This is a genomic window from Clostridium sp. UBA6640 (genome assembly GCF_002455975.1).
GTDB lineage: Bacteria > Bacillota > Clostridia > Clostridiales > Clostridiaceae > Clostridium_J.
This window is the reverse complement of record NZ_DKLM01000071.1, coordinates 1-17,041: the sequence shown is the minus strand read 5'-3', so window position 1 is coordinate 17,041 and position 17,041 is coordinate 1. Positions and strand designations below refer to the sequence as shown.

The 17,041-nt window shown below is 30.1% G+C and carries 16 protein-coding genes and 2 tRNA genes; 15 read left to right on the top strand and 3 right to left on the bottom strand.

What is annotated here, in order from left to right:
* Positions 1-723: 723 nt before the first annotated feature.
* Positions 724-1,062: a winged helix-turn-helix transcriptional regulator gene (locus B2W91_RS07765; protein ID WP_291579845.1), complete on the bottom strand. Its 339-nt coding sequence runs from the start codon at positions 1,060-1,062 to the stop codon at positions 724-726.
* Between the two features lie 221 nt (positions 1,063-1,283).
* Between B2W91_RS07765 and B2W91_RS07760 the strand changes: the two genes are divergently transcribed.
* The 4 genes from B2W91_RS07760 (at position 1,284) to B2W91_RS07745 (ending at position 3,680) form a co-directional block, all read left to right on the top strand.
* Positions 1,284-1,982 carry a DsbA family oxidoreductase gene (locus B2W91_RS07760; protein ID WP_291579844.1) on the top strand — a complete coding sequence of 233 codons (699 nt, stop codon included), beginning with the start codon at positions 1,284-1,286 and terminating at the stop codon, positions 1,980-1,982.
* Positions 1,983-2,051: 69 nt separating this feature from the next.
* A complete protein-coding gene (locus B2W91_RS07755; RefSeq protein ID WP_291579843.1) occupies positions 2,052-2,696 on the top strand; it encodes an MBL fold metallo-hydrolase in 645 nt (214 codons plus the stop codon).
* Between the two features lie 42 nt (positions 2,697-2,738).
* Entirely contained in the window at positions 2,739-3,326 is a 588-nt protein-coding gene (locus B2W91_RS07750) for a nitroreductase family protein (protein WP_291579842.1), read from the top strand.
* A gap of 63 nt (positions 3,327-3,389) precedes the next feature.
* Positions 3,390-3,680 carry a YciI family protein gene (locus B2W91_RS07745; RefSeq protein WP_291579841.1) on the top strand — a complete coding sequence of 97 codons (291 nt, stop codon included), beginning with the start codon at positions 3,390-3,392 and terminating at the stop codon, positions 3,678-3,680.
* 96 nt (positions 3,681-3,776) lie between these two features.
* On the opposite strand, the gene B2W91_RS07740 is transcribed toward B2W91_RS07745, so the two are convergent.
* Entirely contained in the window at positions 3,777-4,034 is a 258-nt protein-coding gene (locus B2W91_RS07740; RefSeq protein WP_291579856.1) for a recombinase family protein, read from the bottom strand.
* A gap of 405 nt (positions 4,035-4,439) precedes the next feature.
* On the opposite strand from B2W91_RS07740, the gene B2W91_RS07735 reads away from it, so the two are divergent.
* The 5 genes from B2W91_RS07735 (at position 4,440) to B2W91_RS07715 (ending at position 10,102) form a co-directional block, all read left to right on the top strand.
* Complete coding sequence (locus B2W91_RS07735; RefSeq protein WP_291579840.1) at positions 4,440-6,341, top strand: FAD-dependent oxidoreductase; 1,902 nt, start codon at positions 4,440-4,442, stop codon at positions 6,339-6,341.
* A gap of 147 nt (positions 6,342-6,488) precedes the next feature.
* Positions 6,489-7,097 carry a TetR/AcrR family transcriptional regulator gene (locus tag B2W91_RS07730; protein ID WP_291579839.1) on the top strand — a complete coding sequence of 203 codons (609 nt, stop codon included), beginning with the start codon at positions 6,489-6,491 and terminating at the stop codon, positions 7,095-7,097.
* 372 nt (positions 7,098-7,469) lie between these two features.
* On the top strand, positions 7,470-7,688 hold the full coding sequence (locus B2W91_RS07725) for a hypothetical protein (protein WP_291579838.1): 219 nt from the start codon (positions 7,470-7,472) through the stop codon (positions 7,686-7,688).
* Positions 7,689-7,992: 304 nt separating this feature from the next.
* Complete coding sequence (locus B2W91_RS07720) at positions 7,993-8,589, top strand: GNAT family N-acetyltransferase (protein WP_291579837.1); 597 nt, start codon at positions 7,993-7,995, stop codon at positions 8,587-8,589.
* A 343-nt stretch (positions 8,590-8,932) separates the two neighbouring features.
* Positions 8,933-10,102 carry an SDR family oxidoreductase gene (locus B2W91_RS07715; RefSeq protein ID WP_291579836.1) on the top strand — a complete coding sequence of 390 codons (1,170 nt, stop codon included), beginning with the start codon at positions 8,933-8,935 and terminating at the stop codon, positions 10,100-10,102.
* Between the two features lie 63 nt (positions 10,103-10,165).
* On the opposite strand, the gene B2W91_RS07710 is transcribed toward B2W91_RS07715, so the two are convergent.
* Positions 10,166-10,252, bottom strand: a tRNA-Leu gene (locus B2W91_RS07710).
* Positions 10,253-10,562: 310 nt separating this feature from the next.
* Between B2W91_RS07710 and glsA the strand changes: the two genes are divergently transcribed.
* From glsA to B2W91_RS07680, 6 genes are all read left to right on the top strand, one after another.
* Positions 10,563-11,477 (top strand): glutaminase A, encoded by a 915-nt coding sequence (gene glsA, locus B2W91_RS07705; RefSeq protein ID WP_291579835.1) that lies wholly within the window; start codon positions 10,563-10,565, stop codon positions 11,475-11,477.
* A gap of 284 nt (positions 11,478-11,761) precedes the next feature.
* Complete coding sequence (gene aroC, locus B2W91_RS07700; RefSeq protein WP_291579834.1) at positions 11,762-12,886, top strand: chorismate synthase; 1,125 nt, start codon at positions 11,762-11,764, stop codon at positions 12,884-12,886.
* A 59-nt stretch (positions 12,887-12,945) separates the two neighbouring features.
* Positions 12,946-15,573 (top strand): DNA polymerase I, encoded by a 2,628-nt coding sequence (polA, locus tag B2W91_RS07695; RefSeq protein ID WP_291579833.1) that lies wholly within the window; start codon positions 12,946-12,948, stop codon positions 15,571-15,573.
* Complete coding sequence (coaE, locus tag B2W91_RS07690) at positions 15,560-16,189, top strand: dephospho-CoA kinase (RefSeq protein ID WP_291579832.1); 630 nt, start codon at positions 15,560-15,562, stop codon at positions 16,187-16,189. The genes polA and coaE overlap by 14 nt, the downstream gene beginning before the upstream one ends.
* Complete coding sequence (locus B2W91_RS07685) at positions 16,176-16,733, top strand: lytic transglycosylase domain-containing protein (RefSeq protein WP_291579831.1); 558 nt, start codon at positions 16,176-16,178, stop codon at positions 16,731-16,733. The genes coaE and B2W91_RS07685 overlap by 14 nt, the downstream gene beginning before the upstream one ends.
* 136 nt (positions 16,734-16,869) lie before the next feature.
* Positions 16,870-16,956: transfer RNA gene (locus B2W91_RS07680), tRNA-Leu, on the top strand.
* Positions 16,957-17,041: the final 85 nt, after the last annotated feature.

Sequence of the window (17,041 nt, the reverse complement as noted above, 5' to 3'; positions counted from 1 at the left end):
ATGAATGGTTGCCGTACCCCTATGAGGAAATTCGTAAAATGTATTATAGATTAAAACATACTATGAATTAAGGAGCGAAAATTTATTCCGAGGAGTTTGGATTTAACAGAGAAGCAACTGTTTTATTATGATATTAGGAAAATAGGTGCTCTAAAAGATGGAGCAGAATTAGGAAAGAAAGTTCTAAATGATGAAGATAGAGAGTAGCTTAAGCAAACATCTAAAAGCATTTGAGGAGTTGGCTAAATGAAACACCTAAGCAAGGAACAAATGATGGTAAGGTAATTAAAAAGACTGGTGGTTTATATGGAGTTAGAGATGAAGGATTCTTGAATTCAGCTTATAAAGTATTGAGGCTAATACAAATATAATAAAAATAAATTTGGTAGCTGATCATTTTAATAAGTATTAGATAAATGTTGCAAAGTTACATACATAGGAATATATTTATATTATCTAAATAGAATATCATTATCTTTATAATTAAAGTTGTTAATATGTAATATATTAAGAACTAAAATGAGATGAACTTTATTGGTGGATTTCAAAGGTCATGCTTCGCCTCCACCATGAAACCCACGACAAATTGTAGTGGGTTGTTTTAATTTAATAGAGAATTCAATATGTCAGCTTATATCATTTAATTATTGATATATATTTTTTTTAAGACAATAACAAAATATAACTATAAATATCCATATTAGTATATATTCATAAATATAGTTATTTTGAATTACCGCTATTATGTGTTTCTTTTGACCATTTTCTAATTTCATTTAATGCATTCACTAAATTTAATCCATTTGGAGTTAGCGAATATTCTACACGTGGAGGAATTTCATTATATTGAACCCTTTTAACTATATTTTCTTTTATTAGCTCTTTTAAGGTTTTAGTGAGCATCGTATCTGTAATGCCATTTAATTGTCGTTTTAATTCATTAAATCTAACATATTCTGATTCGTATAATGTCCATAGAAGTCTTATTTTCCATTTTCCACCTATAATATTAGCTGCATATTCGAGTGGACAATCTGGAAGTGAGAATTTATCAACGGTCAATCTAATCAACTCTCCTCTAATATGTAATTTTTTATATCTATTATAATACAGATAAATACACAATACTATATTTTATTATAGTATCTATTATTTTACTGCGTACTTGTTAGACCTGGAAATATGTATATAATTAGATTTGTAAGCAAGATTTAACTCGAGTTAATTTTAATATAAATACATTTATTTTAAAAAAATTAAATAATCGAAAGTGGTGTTTATAAATGAAAATAGAAATATGGTCAGATTACGCATGTCCATACTGTTATATAGGCGAACGTCAATTAGAAAAGGCTTTAGAGAGTTTTTCAGGTAATGAAGGTATAGATATTAGTTTTAAATGTTTTGAACTAGATCCAAGTGCCAGTTATGAAACAACAACAAATACAAGAGAAAGAATTTCAGGTAAATATAGTATAAGTCTTGAAAAAGCACAACAGATGATAGATAGTATAACTGAATATGCTAAAAGAGTTGGACTAGATTATAATTATGGTACAACACGTTATACAAATACATTTGATGCTCATCGTATTGCAAAATATGCAGAAACTAAAGGAAAAGGATTAGAAATGTCAGAAAAATTATTCCATGCATATTTTACTGAAAATAAGCAAATGAGTGATCATAAGGTATTAACTGATATTGCTATTGAACTTGGTTTAGATAAATTAGAAGTAGAAGAGGTATTAAGAAATAAAAAGTTTGCAGAAAATGTTCGTAATGATGAATATGAAGCTAGTAGACTTGGAATACAAGCAGTTCCATTTTGTTTGATTAATGGAAAATATTCAGATTCAGGTGCTCAACCACCAGAAGTATTTAAAGAGGCTATTGAAAAAGCATTACAAGAAGAAAAAATAGAAGCTGACAATTTAGGTGGTATGGTTTGTAATAGCGATGGTTGTAGTGTTCTCAATTAGGAATAATAATTATATATTGCTATTATTTTTAATAAAGCTCGTAGCACATGACTTGCAAGGAGGATACAAATGATCATAAAATTACCTGTAACAGGTGTTTTTACAACAAATTCATATTTTTTAATAGATAATGAAACTAATCATGGCTTTTTAATTGATCCAGCTGCAGAAGGTAGTAAATTATTAAATTATATAAACGTAAATAATTTAATAATTGAAAAAATTCTTATAACACATGGTCATTTTGACCATATTGGTGCAGTAAAAGAAATAAGTGAAGAGCTAAATATACCAGTTTATATACATGGGGAAGGTAAAAAATATATCCAGAATCCAATATGGAATTTATCAGCTAGTTGTGGAGAAAATATTACTATAGAAGCAACAAATTATATGAAGAATAATGATTTAATTAAATTAGAGTCTAATTCTAACATAATATTACGAGCTATTCATGTGGCTGGTCATACTTTAGATGGAGTGGTTTTTTATAGTGAAAATGAAAAATCAGCATTTGTAGGAGATAATATTTTTTGTGGTGGTATAGGTAGAAGTGATTTTTATGGCGGAGATTTAGTTACATTGCTTACTGAAGTTAAATATAAAATTTTAACCATGCCGGAAGACACTGTACTTTATCCAGGACATGGTCAGGCAACAACAGTAAGAAATGAGAAAAATACAAATCCTTATTTTAATATGCCTAGTAAGTAGTTTTAATTTACTTAAATTTATATTGTGAAGGAGTTTTTTACAATGATGAATGATACTATAGCAACAATTCAAAAGAGAAGGAGTATTCGTATTTATGATGAAAAGCAAATTGAAGATGAACTACTAAATTTGATTATTGAATCAGGCCGATATGCACCTAGTGGAGGAAATAGCCAATCAACACGTTTTCTTGTGATTCAGAACAAAAGCGTGTTGAATAAATTAGAGGAATTGGTGGAAAATGAACTAGCCAAAATAGAAATTCATGAAAATACTTATAAAAGTCTTAAGAGTTTTATTTTGAGAGCAAGGAAAGGTGGATTACACTTTTCGTATAATGCGCCTACTTTGATTGTTGTATCAAACAAAAAGGATTATGGGAATGCAATGGCTGACAGTGCAGTGGCAATTGAAAATATGATGATAGCAGCAACTTCATTGGGTATAGGCTCATGTTGGATTAACCAATTGAAATGGTTGAATAATAATGAACTAATTTGTGATTATATGAGTGAACTTGGAATTCCAGAGGATGAGGTGATTTGTGGGGCCATCTCATTAGGATATTCAAAACAGAGCAATATGAGCCCATTGAAGAGAAATGGTAACGCTGTGATATTTGTGAAGTAATTATAAAAAATATGGCATAGAAGTTGTATTACGTATAAAAAATAATATTGGAGGAAAAGAATTATGTTTATTTTATTATCAAAGTATATAAAACCAGTTGAGGAAATCAATAAAGAATTAGAAAATCATATTAAATATTTAGATAAGTATTATTCTTTAGGAAAATTTGTTTGTTCAGGAAGAAGAAATCTAAGAATAGGTGGAGTAATTCTTTGTAAGTCTGAAAATGAAGAAGAAGTCAAAGAAATACTTAAAGAAGACCCATTTTCGTCTAAAAAGATTGCTGAATACGAAATAATAGAATTTTCACCTACAAAATATGCAGAAGGATTTGAAAAATTTATAAATGCATAATATTCTATGAATAGATTAGTTGTATTTTTGAACATAACTTTCAGGCTGCCAATAAAATAAAGTTTGGCAGCCTGATTTTGCATTTGGCTGGATTAATCAATGCCTGCCAGGGTGACTTTCTTCCATGTAATACTGTGGAATCTCCCCATTATTCTCAACTCTTTTCTTTGATAAGAAGTCCACTGTATATGCCTTTTGGAGTAAAGCATATCCTTTATACTTCTCGTTGCTTAGCATTTTTCTGATGTTGCTTTCATACCATTTAACTGTACCATTCCAATTTGAAACTCCTTCTTCTTCAAGTTTTCTAGCTATTCTATTTGTCCCTTTACCCTCAAGATAATCGGTATAAATTCTTGTTACAGTCTAGTCTTGCTTTTCATTAATAACTAGGTTACCATTTTCACTTTTGTCATAGCTTAAGAATTTTGTGCAATTAACTGCTACTTTGCCTTGTTCAAATCGCCTTCTTATTCCCCTGGTACAGTGGTATGAGGGAACATAAAACACACTTCAATATTTACTTAAAATCCTCTAAAGCCTTTGATATCAGGCTTTAGAGATGTATACAGAAGGTGTTTAATAAAAACTTCTCGTAAATAATAGAACGCGTTCGAACTTTATTGACAATATATAATATTCTTAATATAATATCAGTAGAACACGTTCGAAATAATGAAAATAAGGAGGCCGAAAATATGTTTAAACATTTACTTGAACCAGGTAAGATTGGTAATATGACACTNNAATCATGTCATCATGGGACCAACAGAAAGTCATTTTGCTTCTTCTGATGGTCAGGTTACGCAGCCTGAAATTGATTATTATGTAAGAAGGGCAAAAGGAGGAGTAGGTCTTATCGTTACGCATCAAATAGCGGGAAATACAAAGATTGACCCTATTGATCCATATCCAAGATCGCTACGTCTTGACGATGATGCGTACATTCCAATGCTTTCTGAGTTGACAGAAGCTGTACATCTAGAAGGAGCTAAGATTGCTCCATTAGTTTCACCAGGTGGTGGTGCACAGGCTCTTGGGACACCGTATGATAGTGGTTCAGAGGGTGTCTATGATATCCCTAATGTAGGCCCAAGCGAGATTCAGTGCCCTGTAGCACAGAGAAAAGTAAGAAAGCTTACTGTAGATGAAATTAAGAAGTCTGTAGAGGTTTACGGATTATGTGCAAGACGTGCCAAGGCTGCTGGCTTTGATGCATTTTATATTCATGCACATTGTGGTTATCTGATAGCTGAATTCCTTTCACCATATTTCAACAACAGGGATGATGAATACGGCGGAAGCCTCGAGAACAGAGCTCGTTTTCTTCTTGAACTGGTTGCTTCCTGTAAGAAGAATGCGGGAGATGATTTCCCCATTGTTGTAAGAATGGCAATTGATGAATATATCGGTGATGCTGGCAGATGCGTTGAAGAGACAATTGAACTTGCAAAGATGCTTGAGAAGGCAGGAGNNGAAGCAGGTTTGTTCATGACTATGCAACTTATCTGCCCAACTATCTATCATGAAAAAGGTTGTTTCGTACATTTGGCAGAAGCCGTTAAGAATGCAGTAAACATTCCTGTAATCGCTCAAGGCAGATTGCAGGATCCTGAACTTGCTGAACAAGTGCTTGCAGATGGAAAGGCAGATTTCGTTTCCATCGCCCGCGCATGGATTGCTGAACCAGATTGGGTAAATAAGATTAAATCAGGTGATCATGAAGGTATTAGAAGATGTGTTTCATGTAATCATTGTATCGGAGACCGTATCATTAACAACTTGACGATTCGCTGTGCATTGAATCCAACAGTAGGTCGAGAATCAAAATATGGCGATGGTATTCCAATGGTAGCAAAGAAGAAACATGTTGCTGTTATCGGTGCAGGCCCTGCAGGATTAGAGGTTGCGTACAGGCTTGTAATGCGCGGTCATTCTGTTGATTTATACGAAAAGTCAGGTGAATTATGCGGAGGTCAGATCAAAGCTGCTATGTGTCCTCCTGGAAAGAGCATATTAGCGAATATTCAACGTTTCTACAATGCACAGTTCTCGAAAATGAAGAATTTAACTGTTCATCTTAATTATGAGATGACAGAAGAAAAGATTGCGTCTCTTCAGGCGAATGTAGCTGTTCTTGCTACTGGAGGAGAACCAGTAATTCCGAAGATTCCCGGTCTTTCACTAGGAGAGAATATAGTGACTGCTGACGATGTACTTGTCGGAAAATCTGAAGCTAAAGGCAAGGTACTGGTTGCAGGTGGCGGTCAGGTAGGTATAGAAACTGCCCATTACCTTAGAGAGAAAGGGATGGAAGTAGGAGTCATAGAAATGCTTTCGGAACTGGCAGTTAATGAGGAGCTTATGACGCGACTTACGCTACTTCCTATTATCGAAAAGTCCGGAATTGAAATTTATACCAGACATAAGATTCAGAAAGTAGAAAATAATAAGCTTACTGTATTAGATCTTAATAACAATGAAACTAATGAATTATCTTTTGATACTTTAGTACTTGCATTTGGAACAAAACCAGTACGCTATCTGGATGACAGTCTGAAAGCAAAATTCCAGGAATACTATATGGTAGGTGATGCTGCTTCAACGGCCAACATTCAGAAAGCAATAGAGTCAGGATTCTTCACAGCATTGAAAATTTAACACTAAAAAATAAACAACCACATTTATTATATGGCCTGTCGCTATATCATAGTGGCAGGTTCTGCGCTATACTTTGATATATACGGTTGAAGAAATCGGAAAATGACTGTATAATATAAAATCAAAAAATACGTGTGGAGGTGGAATATGGCTAAAGAAAGAATCATGAAGCAAAAATTGAACAGAATAGAGAATAAATCAAAGATATTGGGAGCTACCGTTCAACTTCTAAAGGAAGAAGGTGTTGAAAAGGTTACTGTACGGAATGTGTGTGCAAAAGCGGGCATTGCAGTCGGGACTTTCTATTATTATTTTCATAACAAGGATGATCTTATGTTTTATTTCGTATCTGAAGGTTTTTACAATGCGGACCTTAGGTCATCTGAAAACAATATTACAGGCAGAATTATCGAGCTTTATATGACCCTAATCAATCATTATCTGGAACTTGGGCTTCCGTTTGTGAAAAGCTTCTATTCCAATAATAACTCGGCATTGTCTGCGTACATGACAGAAACTGATGGAAAGTTCATGACGAATTCCATCATGGCAAAAAGCGAAGATGAAATGGAGAAGGCTTACAAGCTGGGACTGATATTGGAAGGAACAGACCTACATATGGTCTGTAAAGACTTATGTACAATCATCAAAGGCGCGGTCTTTGAGTGGTGTCTTTGCAATGGCTCGATGGATATAGAGACCGTGGTCTCAAGAATCATAACTAGATATCTTGATGGCTATCTAGTAAAAAAATGATGTAATAAAAAAGTGGTTAAACCATTAACAGATTTGGTAGGCATAGTTTAGATAAAGAAAGATCTGTACCTGATTTGAATTTTAATATTGATTTATTAAAGCAAGCTTAATACTATAGATTTACAAGGGCCATTTTACAATATTTTCAATGTGGCCCTATTTTACACGAATGGTTGCCGTACCCCAATTAAAGAATATAATTGTAGTTTACATAATCATAATTATGCTCTTTTAAATTTTAAAGTAAACCATACTCTCAAAAATTAATTAACGATAATAAGTTACAATTAAAAACTAAAAGTAAATATATAACAGTACTATAAGAGGATTTTTAAATCTTATGCCGAACTTTATTTTTAGAGGTGATTCATTATGGAGTTTAATTTAAAAATAAATGATGATCAAGCTTTGGAGATATTAAAAGTCGTGCATGAAAAGTATATGCATGCAAAAGTATATTTTAAGGAACATCCTAAGGAAGAGGATAGAATTGGTGTAACAACCCCTGAAGAGCTGAAAATAATTCATAACAATATATTAAAACAACTTCACGATAAGGACTTATTTAAAGTATTGGAAATTATTAATTAATAATGAATTTTACTTATAAGATAATCCATGAAAGTAACTGATAAATGGCTTATATATGGTTACTTTCATAGATTATTTTTTTGTTTATCAATATTAAATGTACTTATGTAAGATTTCTAATTTAAAAATTTAAATAATATATATGGATTTTTGTACATAAAACACAGCACTTGAAGCTATTATATAAATTCTCAAATAGCTATATAATTATACTATAGAAAATATATTTAAAACTGGGTATACAAATATACTCAATCACATGTGGTTAAATATGCTTGTTATATTTCTAGGGAGGTTTGAAACCATGACTATCAAGAGCATTAGAAATGCTCAAAAAAAGGAAATTAATGCAATAGCAGAACTTATCTATAGTACAGAAAATGACCATGAATATGTTTGGGGAGGAAAGTCTAAAAAAGAAAATATAAGAATGATTAAAAAACTTATAGTTATTCCAAACACTAGATATTCGTTAAATTATATAAAAGTAGTAGAGCACAATGGTGAAGTTGCAGGTATTATTATAATAATACCTCATGAAAAGCTTGATAAATTAAACATTAATACAGAAAAAATAATATTAAGATCAATAAATGGCTTTAAAAGCAAATTTACATTTTTGATTGAAGGATTAAAATATATCTTCGTAAAAGAATGTAATAAAGGTGATCTTTATATTGCTAATATTGCTACTAGTGAAAATGTGAGGGGATTAGGCTTTGGTAAAACCCTTATGGAATACGCAGAACGATTAGCAAAAACCAATCATTATAAAAGATGCGTTCTGCTTGCAAAAGATGAAACCACATCAAAATTTTACAATAAGATTAATTATAAGAAATTAATTGATAAAAATATATTAGGTAATAGAATTATAAAAATGGCTAAGTCAATAATATAAAATAAGAAAGCTGTGAGTGGTTGTAACTCATAGCTTTTTTATTTTTCTTTTTATACTTATACAAATTTTTAACATATTTAATCTATAATATGTTAAAAACGTAAAAAACATAAATATAAATTTAGAAATACAAATATAATAATATNNATCACTTATAGTGAAATAGTACAATCGTTCTTGATAGTATCACACCAATTATTTACAATTAAAGTGCGATATTCGTATTATACAATGGTGAGTACAAAATGAATGATATGGAACTAGATTTATAAGAGGACTAGAGGAAACATAAAAATACATTGCTAATTAAAATTTCATCTTATATGGTAAAGGGGTAACCACTATGAATAGTATACAAGAAAAAACTACATTAGCTAGTAAGACTGTATTGCTTACAGGTGCAGGTGGAGGTATTGGATTTGAAGCTGCAAAAGCATTTGCAAAAATGGGTGCAAAAATCATCATTGTAGAAGTTAATAGAGAAAAAGGATTGGAAGCAACAGAATACATCAACAAACTTTATCCAAAGGCTGCGATATTTTATCATACCGATTTATCTAAGGAATCGCAAGTTAATCAATTATGTGAAAGTATCTTTTCAAAATACGGTTGTCCTAATATTATCTTTAATAATGCTACTATTGCTCCTTTAGGTAATATAGAAGAAATTGATATTACAACTTGGGATAATAGCTACGCTGTTAATCTTAAAGCTCCAATAATGTTTACAACTTTCTTTTTACCTCACATAAAAAAAAGAAATGATGGATGTTTTGTGTTTGTATCATCATCTGGGGCTGTTCCATATATGAGTGCATACGAAACTTTCAAAACAGCACAAGTAGAATTTTCTAATACTTTAGCTATAGAATTAGAGGAAACAAATATCTATGCTTATACTATCAGTCCAGGTCTAGTAAAAACCAAAACAGCGGAAAAAAGCATAGAAATTATTGCTTCTAAAATGGGTATAAGTATAAATGAATTTTACCGCATGAATAAAGATTACATCTTAAATGTGGAAGCTGCTGGATTGGGATTTGCTTTATCAGTATTAAATGCAGAAAAATATCATGGCCAGGAAATATCCTCAATACAAGTTTTAAATGATTTTAATTTTTATAAGAAACACCAAGATGAAAATAGTAATGCAACGTCTATAAATAAAGAATTGTTAAACAAAATTATAACTACATTTGAAGAACAATATAATGGTTGGAAAAAAATGAATATTTTTGAACGTCAATGGGTATTTAGAGATTTCAAAAAGTATATGGGTGTTTCAGCAGATATGGTTCAAGATGACTTATTTAAAATAAAAGAACAGCTTAATAACTCGTTAAAAATAACAAATATATCTAGAGACCTTTTTGTAAAATTACAATCATACTGGGAACATCAGCTCCAACTGTTACAGGGATATGAAAAAGACCCTAATAAGCTGATTGAGAAAAGCAAAATAATTACTAAATGGATTTATGACATTAAAGCACTACTAGCGTTATTAAATTGATAATAAGTATTAACACCATAAAAACTACAGCTCTTTAGCTTTGCTAAAGAGCTGTAGTTTTTATGGTGCCGGTGGCCGGGTTCGAACCGGCACGGTATCGCTACCGGAGGATTTTGAGTCCTCTACGTCTGCCAATTCCATCACACCGGCATATTATTTATTTAATTGTTACTTTTCTTTCACCTTAGAAAGAACTACCAATTAACTTATAAATAGGTTTTTTTGCCAATCCCTATTTAGTACATTGTTATATTAACATATTATTAAAATTTTTTCAAGAGAAACTTATAATTATGCAAAAATAAATATTTTTATAAAAGAAAAAACTTGTAATCAATCCTTTAATATCAATAATTTTATTCTTATTTTTATCCTTATTTTTATTGCAAATTATAGTCTGCATATATATAATATGGGTGTAATGATTAAGATATTTTATATTCATGAAAGAGGTGTTGCTATGAAAAGGATATTAGATACAATAATTGAAAACAATAGGGAATGGACTAGTAAAGGTACTGTAGCTTCTTATATACCAGAACTGGCAAAAGCAAATCCAAATGTTTTAGGTATTTGTGTAACAACTTTAGATGGGAAAGAATATTATTCTGGCGATTACGAAACTAAATTTACTATACAGAGTATATCAAAGGTAATTACATTAATGCTTGCAATTCTTAATAATGGCACTGAATACGTTTTTTCAAAAGTTGGAATGGAGCCTACAGAGTTTTCTTTCAATTCTATAACAAATTTAGAATCACGTACGCAAAAAAAGCCTTTAAATCCAATGATTAATGCAGGAGCTATAGCAACAAGTTCTTTAATTTCTGGTAAAAATTCAGAAGAAAAGTTTAATAATATACTTAATTTTACTAGAAAAATTTGTGAAAATGATCTTATAGATGTAAATGATGAAGTTTATAAAAGTGAGAAAGCTACTGGAGATAGAAATAGAGCATTAGCTTATTATATGAAAAGTAACGGCATAATTGAAGGTGATGTAGACGAAATATTGGATGTTTATTTTAAAGCTTGTTCTATAGAGGTTACATGTAAGGATATAGCGAGAATAGGTGCAATGCTTGCTAATGAAGGAGTGCTAATGAACCAAGAAAGAGTGATTTCAAGAGAAGCTTGTAGAATAATAAAGACAATAATGGTTACATGCGGCATGTATGATGAATCTGGTAATTTTGCTGTACATATAGGTATTCCTGCAAAAAGCGGTGTAGGTGGTGGAATAATGGCAGCAGTACCTAGAAGGATGGGAATTGGAGTTGTAGGTCCTTCATTAGATCCAAAAGGAAATAGTATAGGCGGTATTAGGGTATTAGAGAATTTATCAAGAGAATTAGATTTAAGTATATTTTAATACTTTTGATTAAGAGAAAATATTCTTAAAGTTTTAAATAAGTTATTTATAGAAACAAGAGATGATATTTATCTCTTGTTTTTTATAATTAATTTTAAAGCTAATATTTTTACTATAGCATTTATGTGAATTACCGCCACTTACTTCGTTGAAGCTGAATCTACTAGTTAAGTTAAAATGTATTGGGCATAATAATTAACAAGATAGTTGCTTTGTTGTTAATAATAGTAAGTAATGCTATAATAAACTATCATATAAATATTGACTAAGAATGGAGAAATGAGATGTTAAGATTTTTAGATAGTGGAGAATCTCATGGTAAAGCTTTAGTTGCTATATTAGAAGGTATTCCATCAAATTTTCAGTTAGACATAGATTTTATAAATAATGAGTTAAGTAGAAGACAACAGGGTTATGGCAGAGGTGGAAGAATGAAAATTGAAAAAGACTCTGTTGAAATTTGGTGTGGATTAAGAGGAAATACGACAACAGGAAATCCTCTAACCTTAGTTATATTTAATAAAGATTATGAAAATTGGAAAGAAATTATGAGCAAAGAACCAGAAGAGGAAAATAAAATAATCATTCCTAGACCTGGACATGGTGATTTAGTAGGTTTTTATAAATATAATACTGGAGATATTAGAAATTCTATTGAAAGAACTTCTGCTAGAGAAACTGCAATAAGAACGGCAGTAGGTGCTATTTGTAAAAGCATATTAAAGTCTTTAGATATAGAAATAAGAAGCAAAGTTCATACTATCGGAACTTATTGTGATGATAATGTAGATTTATTTGATAATAGTATATATGAAGCCATTAATAATAGTGAGCTAAGAGTTTATAACAAAACTGTAGAAGAAAAAATAAAAAAACAAATAGATTTATGTAAGAGTGAAGGGGACACACTAGGAGGTAGCATTAAACTTGAAGTAAGTAATGTTCCTATGGGAATTGGAAGTTATGCTCATTATGACAGAAAACTTGATGCTATTTTATCCTTCGGCATTATGTCTGTTCAAGGTATTAAAGCAGTAGAATTTGGTGATATACTAAATAAAGATAAAATTTTTGGAAGTAGTTTTAATGATGAAATTTACTTTGAAAAGGATACTATAAAAAGAACTTCTAACAATGCTGGAGGAATTGAGGCAGGAATATCTAATGGAGAAAATATTAAAATAACTGCTTTTATGAAACCAATACCTACAGTTAAAAAACCTTTAAAATCTATAAATTTAAGAGAGAGAACTAATATAACAACAAGATATGAAAGATCTGATGTATGTGGAGTGGTTCCAGCATCAGTAGTTCTTGAAAATGTAATAGCTTTTGAACTTTTAAAGGAAATCTTAAACACCTATCCTAGCGATGATTTTAATAGTTTAAAAAGATATCTTAATAAATAAAAGTTATAGCTATAAAATTTACTTTTTAAATTGGCCAATAAATAAATAGAGGTGAAATTATGTCAAAAGAAAGATTATTAATTCTGGATGGTAATAGTTTATTATACAGAGCCTTTTATGCTATGCCTGCATTAACAAATTCAGAAGGAATTTATACTAATGCAGTGTATGGATTTACAAATATGTTATTTAAAATGATTGAAGATATAAAGCCTGATTATATTGTTACAGCTTTTGATAGAGCTGCTCCTACCTTTAGGCATATAGAATATGATGAATATAAAGCTGGAAGAAAAAAAATGCCTGACGAACTTGGAATGCAGTTTCCAATAGTAAAGGATCTCCTACAAAAAATGGCTATTAATATATTTGAAATTGATGGTTACGAAGCTGATGATTTAATAGGAACTTTATCTGTATTTGCAGAAGGAAATAATATTGAGGTATATATAGTAACAGGAGATAAAGATGCACTTCAGTTAGCCACAGACAACGTTAAAATAGTTATTAATAAAAAAGGAATGACAGAAAAAGAAATCTACGATAAAAATAGAATGATTGAAGAGTTTGGAGTTACTCCAAAGCAATTTATAGATGTAAAGGGATTAATGGGAGATAAATCTGATAATATTCCTGGGGTACCTGGCATAGGAGAGAAAACTGCATTTAAACTTATAAAAGAATATGGCAGTATAGAAAATCTTCTACAAAATTTGGAGAATGTCAGTGGAAAAAAGCTAAAAGAAAATTTAATTGAGCATAGTGAGCAAGCAATATTTAGTAAAAAGCTTGCTACTATAATTACTGATGTGCCTGTGGAAATGAATTTGAACTCTATAAAATCTAAAAAAGAATATGATAATAAAGGGTTAAAAGACTTATTCCATAAGCTGCAATTTAAATCATTGCTATCTAAAATAAATGATATGAATGGTCAAGATAGCATTGAAGAAAAAGCTGTAGTTAATATGGAATATACAACAATTGAAGATTTAACTAAGTTAAAAGAATTAATAAATGATATAAAAGAAAGAGTGTTTTTAACTTTTAGACTTAAAGATGTAAGTGTATATTCAAAACTGGAAATTGAATATATATTTATTATTCATAATAGTAAGTATTACATCATTAATATGAGCGAACTTATGAGTAAGAATGGAAATGAAACAATAGAAGTTTTAAAAGGCCTATTTGAAAATGAAGAAATAAAAAAAGTTTCTCATGAATTAAAAAATGTATATACAGCTTTAAATAAATTAAACATTGATTTAAAATCAGTAGAATTTGACTGTGAAATTGCTGCTTATTTAATCGATTCTTCTAAATCAGAATATAGTTTAAAGACTCTTATAGAAGACTTTATAAATGAAACAGTTGGTGGAGAGAATTTAGAATTAGAGATTAATTCTCTAGCCATGCTTCCTAAAGTTTATGAAGAAGAAAAGAAAATAATAGAAGAACTTAACATGAGTAATCTTTTATATGAAATTGAACAACCATTAACTAAAGCTATTTCTATTATGGAATGTGCAGGTTTTAAAATCCATAGAGAAAAGTTAGAGGAACTTGGTGAAAACTTTAAAGAAGAAATTGATAGCACTTCTAAATCAATATATGAGATATCAGATGAAAATTTTAATATAAATTCACCAAAGCAATTAGGCAAGATATTATTTGAAAAACTTGACTTACCTGTAATAAAGAAAACTAAAACAGGCTATTCTACTAATGCAGAAGTATTAGATGCTTTAAAAGATAAGCATCCTATTATAGAAAAAATAATTTATTATAGACAATTGACTAAACTTTATTCTACATATATTGAAGGACTTAGGGTGGTTATTGATACTGATGGAAAAATTCATTCTAGCTTTAATCAAACTGTTACAACTACAGGTAGATTATCAAGTACAGAACCAAACCTTCAAAATATACCAATAAAATATGAAATGGGAAGAGCAATAAGAAAGGTATTTATTCCTGAGGACGAAAATTCTATTATTTTATCAGCAGACTACTCTCAAATCGAACTTAGAGTATTAGCTCATATTTCTCAGGATGAAAATCTAATCAATGCTTTTAAAAAACATAGTGACATTCATACTATAACAGCATCAGAGGTATTTGGTGTTCCTATCGATGAAGTTACTTCTACAATGAGAAGTAATGCTAAAGCAGTAAATTTTGGAATTGTTTATGGTATAGGAGATTTTAGCTTAGCTCAAGATTTAAATATTACAAAAGCTGAAGCTAAAAAATATATTGATAATTATTTAGAAAGATATCCTAAAGTTAAAGAATATATGGATAACGTAATAAATGAGGCAGAAAGTAAGCAATATGTCACAACTATATTAAATAGAAGAAGATTCATTCCTGAAATAACTGCGTCTAATAAAATTTTGAAAGCCTTAGGTAAAAGGTTAGCTATGAATGCACCTATTCAAGGTAGTGCAGCAGATATAATTAAGCTTGCAATGGTTAATGTATATAGAGAATTGACTAAGAGAAATTTAAAAAGTAAACTTATATTGCAAGTTCATGACGAATTAATATTAAATGTTTATAAAGATGAATTAGATGAAGTTACAGCTCTAGTAAAAAAAGAAATGGAAGAAGTTCTAGATTTAAGTGTTCCACTTGAAGTAGATATAAATATTGGAGAAACTTGGTATGAAGCAAAATAATACTATAGTAGCAGGTCTTACTGGAGGTATAGGCAGTGGTAAAAGTACCGTTTCAAACATGCTTATAGAAAGAAATATCCCAGTAATTGATGCAGACAAAATTTCAAGAGAGGTACTAATTATTTATCCAGAGGTTCTATGGTCAATAAAAAAAGAATTTGGTAAAGAAGTCTTTGACGAAAATGATAATTTAAATAGAAAAAAATTAGGAGCTATTATATTTTCTAATGAAATTTTTAGAAAAAAGCTGGAAAATATAATAATACCCTATATTAAAAAAGAAATTTTTGATAAAATAGAAAAGTATGTGGAATATGGGGAAAAACTTTGCATAGTTGATGCTCCTACACTAATTGAAAACAATCTTCATAAATATATGGATGAAGTAATAGTTATAGTAGTAAATGAAGAAATTCAAATCAAAAGAGTGATGGCAAGAGATTCCCTAAGTAAAAAAGATGCATTAAATAGGATTAGCAGTCAAATGTCATTAAAAGAGAAGCTTAAATACGCTACCTATACTATTGATAATAGTGATACAATTTCACATACAGAAGAACAATTGGATAATATAATTTTTAATTTATTAGTAAGGGGGAACAATGAAAAAATTTAAAGCATTAATTAAACTATGTATATTTATCTTGATGATTTATATGATTTTTAACTATAAAAATATCATCAAAACTATGTATCCTTTAAATTACCAAGAGCACATACTTACTTATTCTAAGGAATATAATTTAGATCCAAATTTGGTGGCAGCAGTAATTAAAGCAGAAAGTGACTTTGATAAGGATGCACTATCTCATAGAGGTGCTTACGGACTTATGCAAATTATGCCGGATACTGCTGACTGGATAGCTGCTCAAAGTGGCATGAAGGAAATTACTTATGATGCTTTATATACACCTGAAATAAATATAAAAATGGGATGTTGGTATTTAGATAATTTAAGTAAAGAATTTGATGGTGACATTAACTTAATTTTAGCTGCTTATAATGGTGGAAGAGGCAATGTTCAAAAATGGCTTAATAATGAAGAATATTCTAAAGATGGTAAAAATCTTCATTTAATTCCATTTGAAGAAACTGATGGTTATGTAAAAAAAGTAAATAAAAATTATAAAATTTATAAAAAGTTATATGATTTAAAATAAAAGGCACTTTTCAGTGCCTTTTTAAAATATAGAAATTATATATATTTATATATAAAAGTACAATAGCGACTAAAAATCTATAAATATTATTGTTATAATAATGTAAATATGATATTATTATAATACAAGTTTATATGCGGGGATGGCGGAATTGGCAGACGCACCATCTTGAGGGGGTGGCGAGTGTACGCTCGTACGGGTTCAAGTCCCGTTCTCCGCACCAAATCAAAGGACAAATTTAGATACAATGAAAGCCACCTATCACAGGTGGCTTTCATTGTATCTATGTCCAAAAAAGCCTGTAATTA

Excerpts from the sequence above, each read along its gene's own strand:
- B2W91_RS07755 (WP_291579843.1), top strand. The coding sequence starts at position 2,052 with ATGATCATAAAATTACCTGTAACAGGTGTTTTTACAACAAATTCATAT.
- B2W91_RS07745 (WP_291579841.1), top strand. The coding sequence starts at position 3,390 with ATGTTTATTTTATTATCAAAGTATATAAAACCAGTTGAGGAAATCAAT.
- glsA (WP_291579835.1), top strand. The coding sequence starts at position 10,563 with ATGAAAAGGATATTAGATACAATAATTGAAAACAATAGGGAATGGACT.
- B2W91_RS07725 (WP_291579838.1), top strand. The coding sequence starts at position 7,470 with ATGGAGTTTAATTTAAAAATAAATGATGATCAAGCTTTGGAGATATTA.
- B2W91_RS07685 (WP_291579831.1), top strand. The coding sequence starts at position 16,176 with ATGAAAAAATTTAAAGCATTAATTAAACTATGTATATTTATCTTGATG.
- B2W91_RS07750 (WP_291579842.1), top strand. The coding sequence starts at position 2,739 with ATGATGAATGATACTATAGCAACAATTCAAAAGAGAAGGAGTATTCGT.
- B2W91_RS07730 (WP_291579839.1), top strand. The coding sequence starts at position 6,489 with ATGGCTAAAGAAAGAATCATGAAGCAAAAATTGAACAGAATAGAGAAT.
- B2W91_RS07760 (WP_291579844.1), top strand. The coding sequence starts at position 1,284 with ATGAAAATAGAAATATGGTCAGATTACGCATGTCCATACTGTTATATA.
- B2W91_RS07720 (WP_291579837.1), top strand. The coding sequence starts at position 7,993 with ATGACTATCAAGAGCATTAGAAATGCTCAAAAAAAGGAAATTAATGCA.
- B2W91_RS07715 (WP_291579836.1), top strand. The coding sequence starts at position 8,933 with ATGAATAGTATACAAGAAAAAACTACATTAGCTAGTAAGACTGTATTG.
- aroC (WP_291579834.1), top strand. The coding sequence starts at position 11,762 with ATGTTAAGATTTTTAGATAGTGGAGAATCTCATGGTAAAGCTTTAGTT.
- polA (WP_291579833.1), top strand. The coding sequence starts at position 12,946 with ATGTCAAAAGAAAGATTATTAATTCTGGATGGTAATAGTTTATTATAC.
- coaE (WP_291579832.1), top strand. The coding sequence starts at position 15,560 with ATGAAGCAAAATAATACTATAGTAGCAGGTCTTACTGGAGGTATAGGC.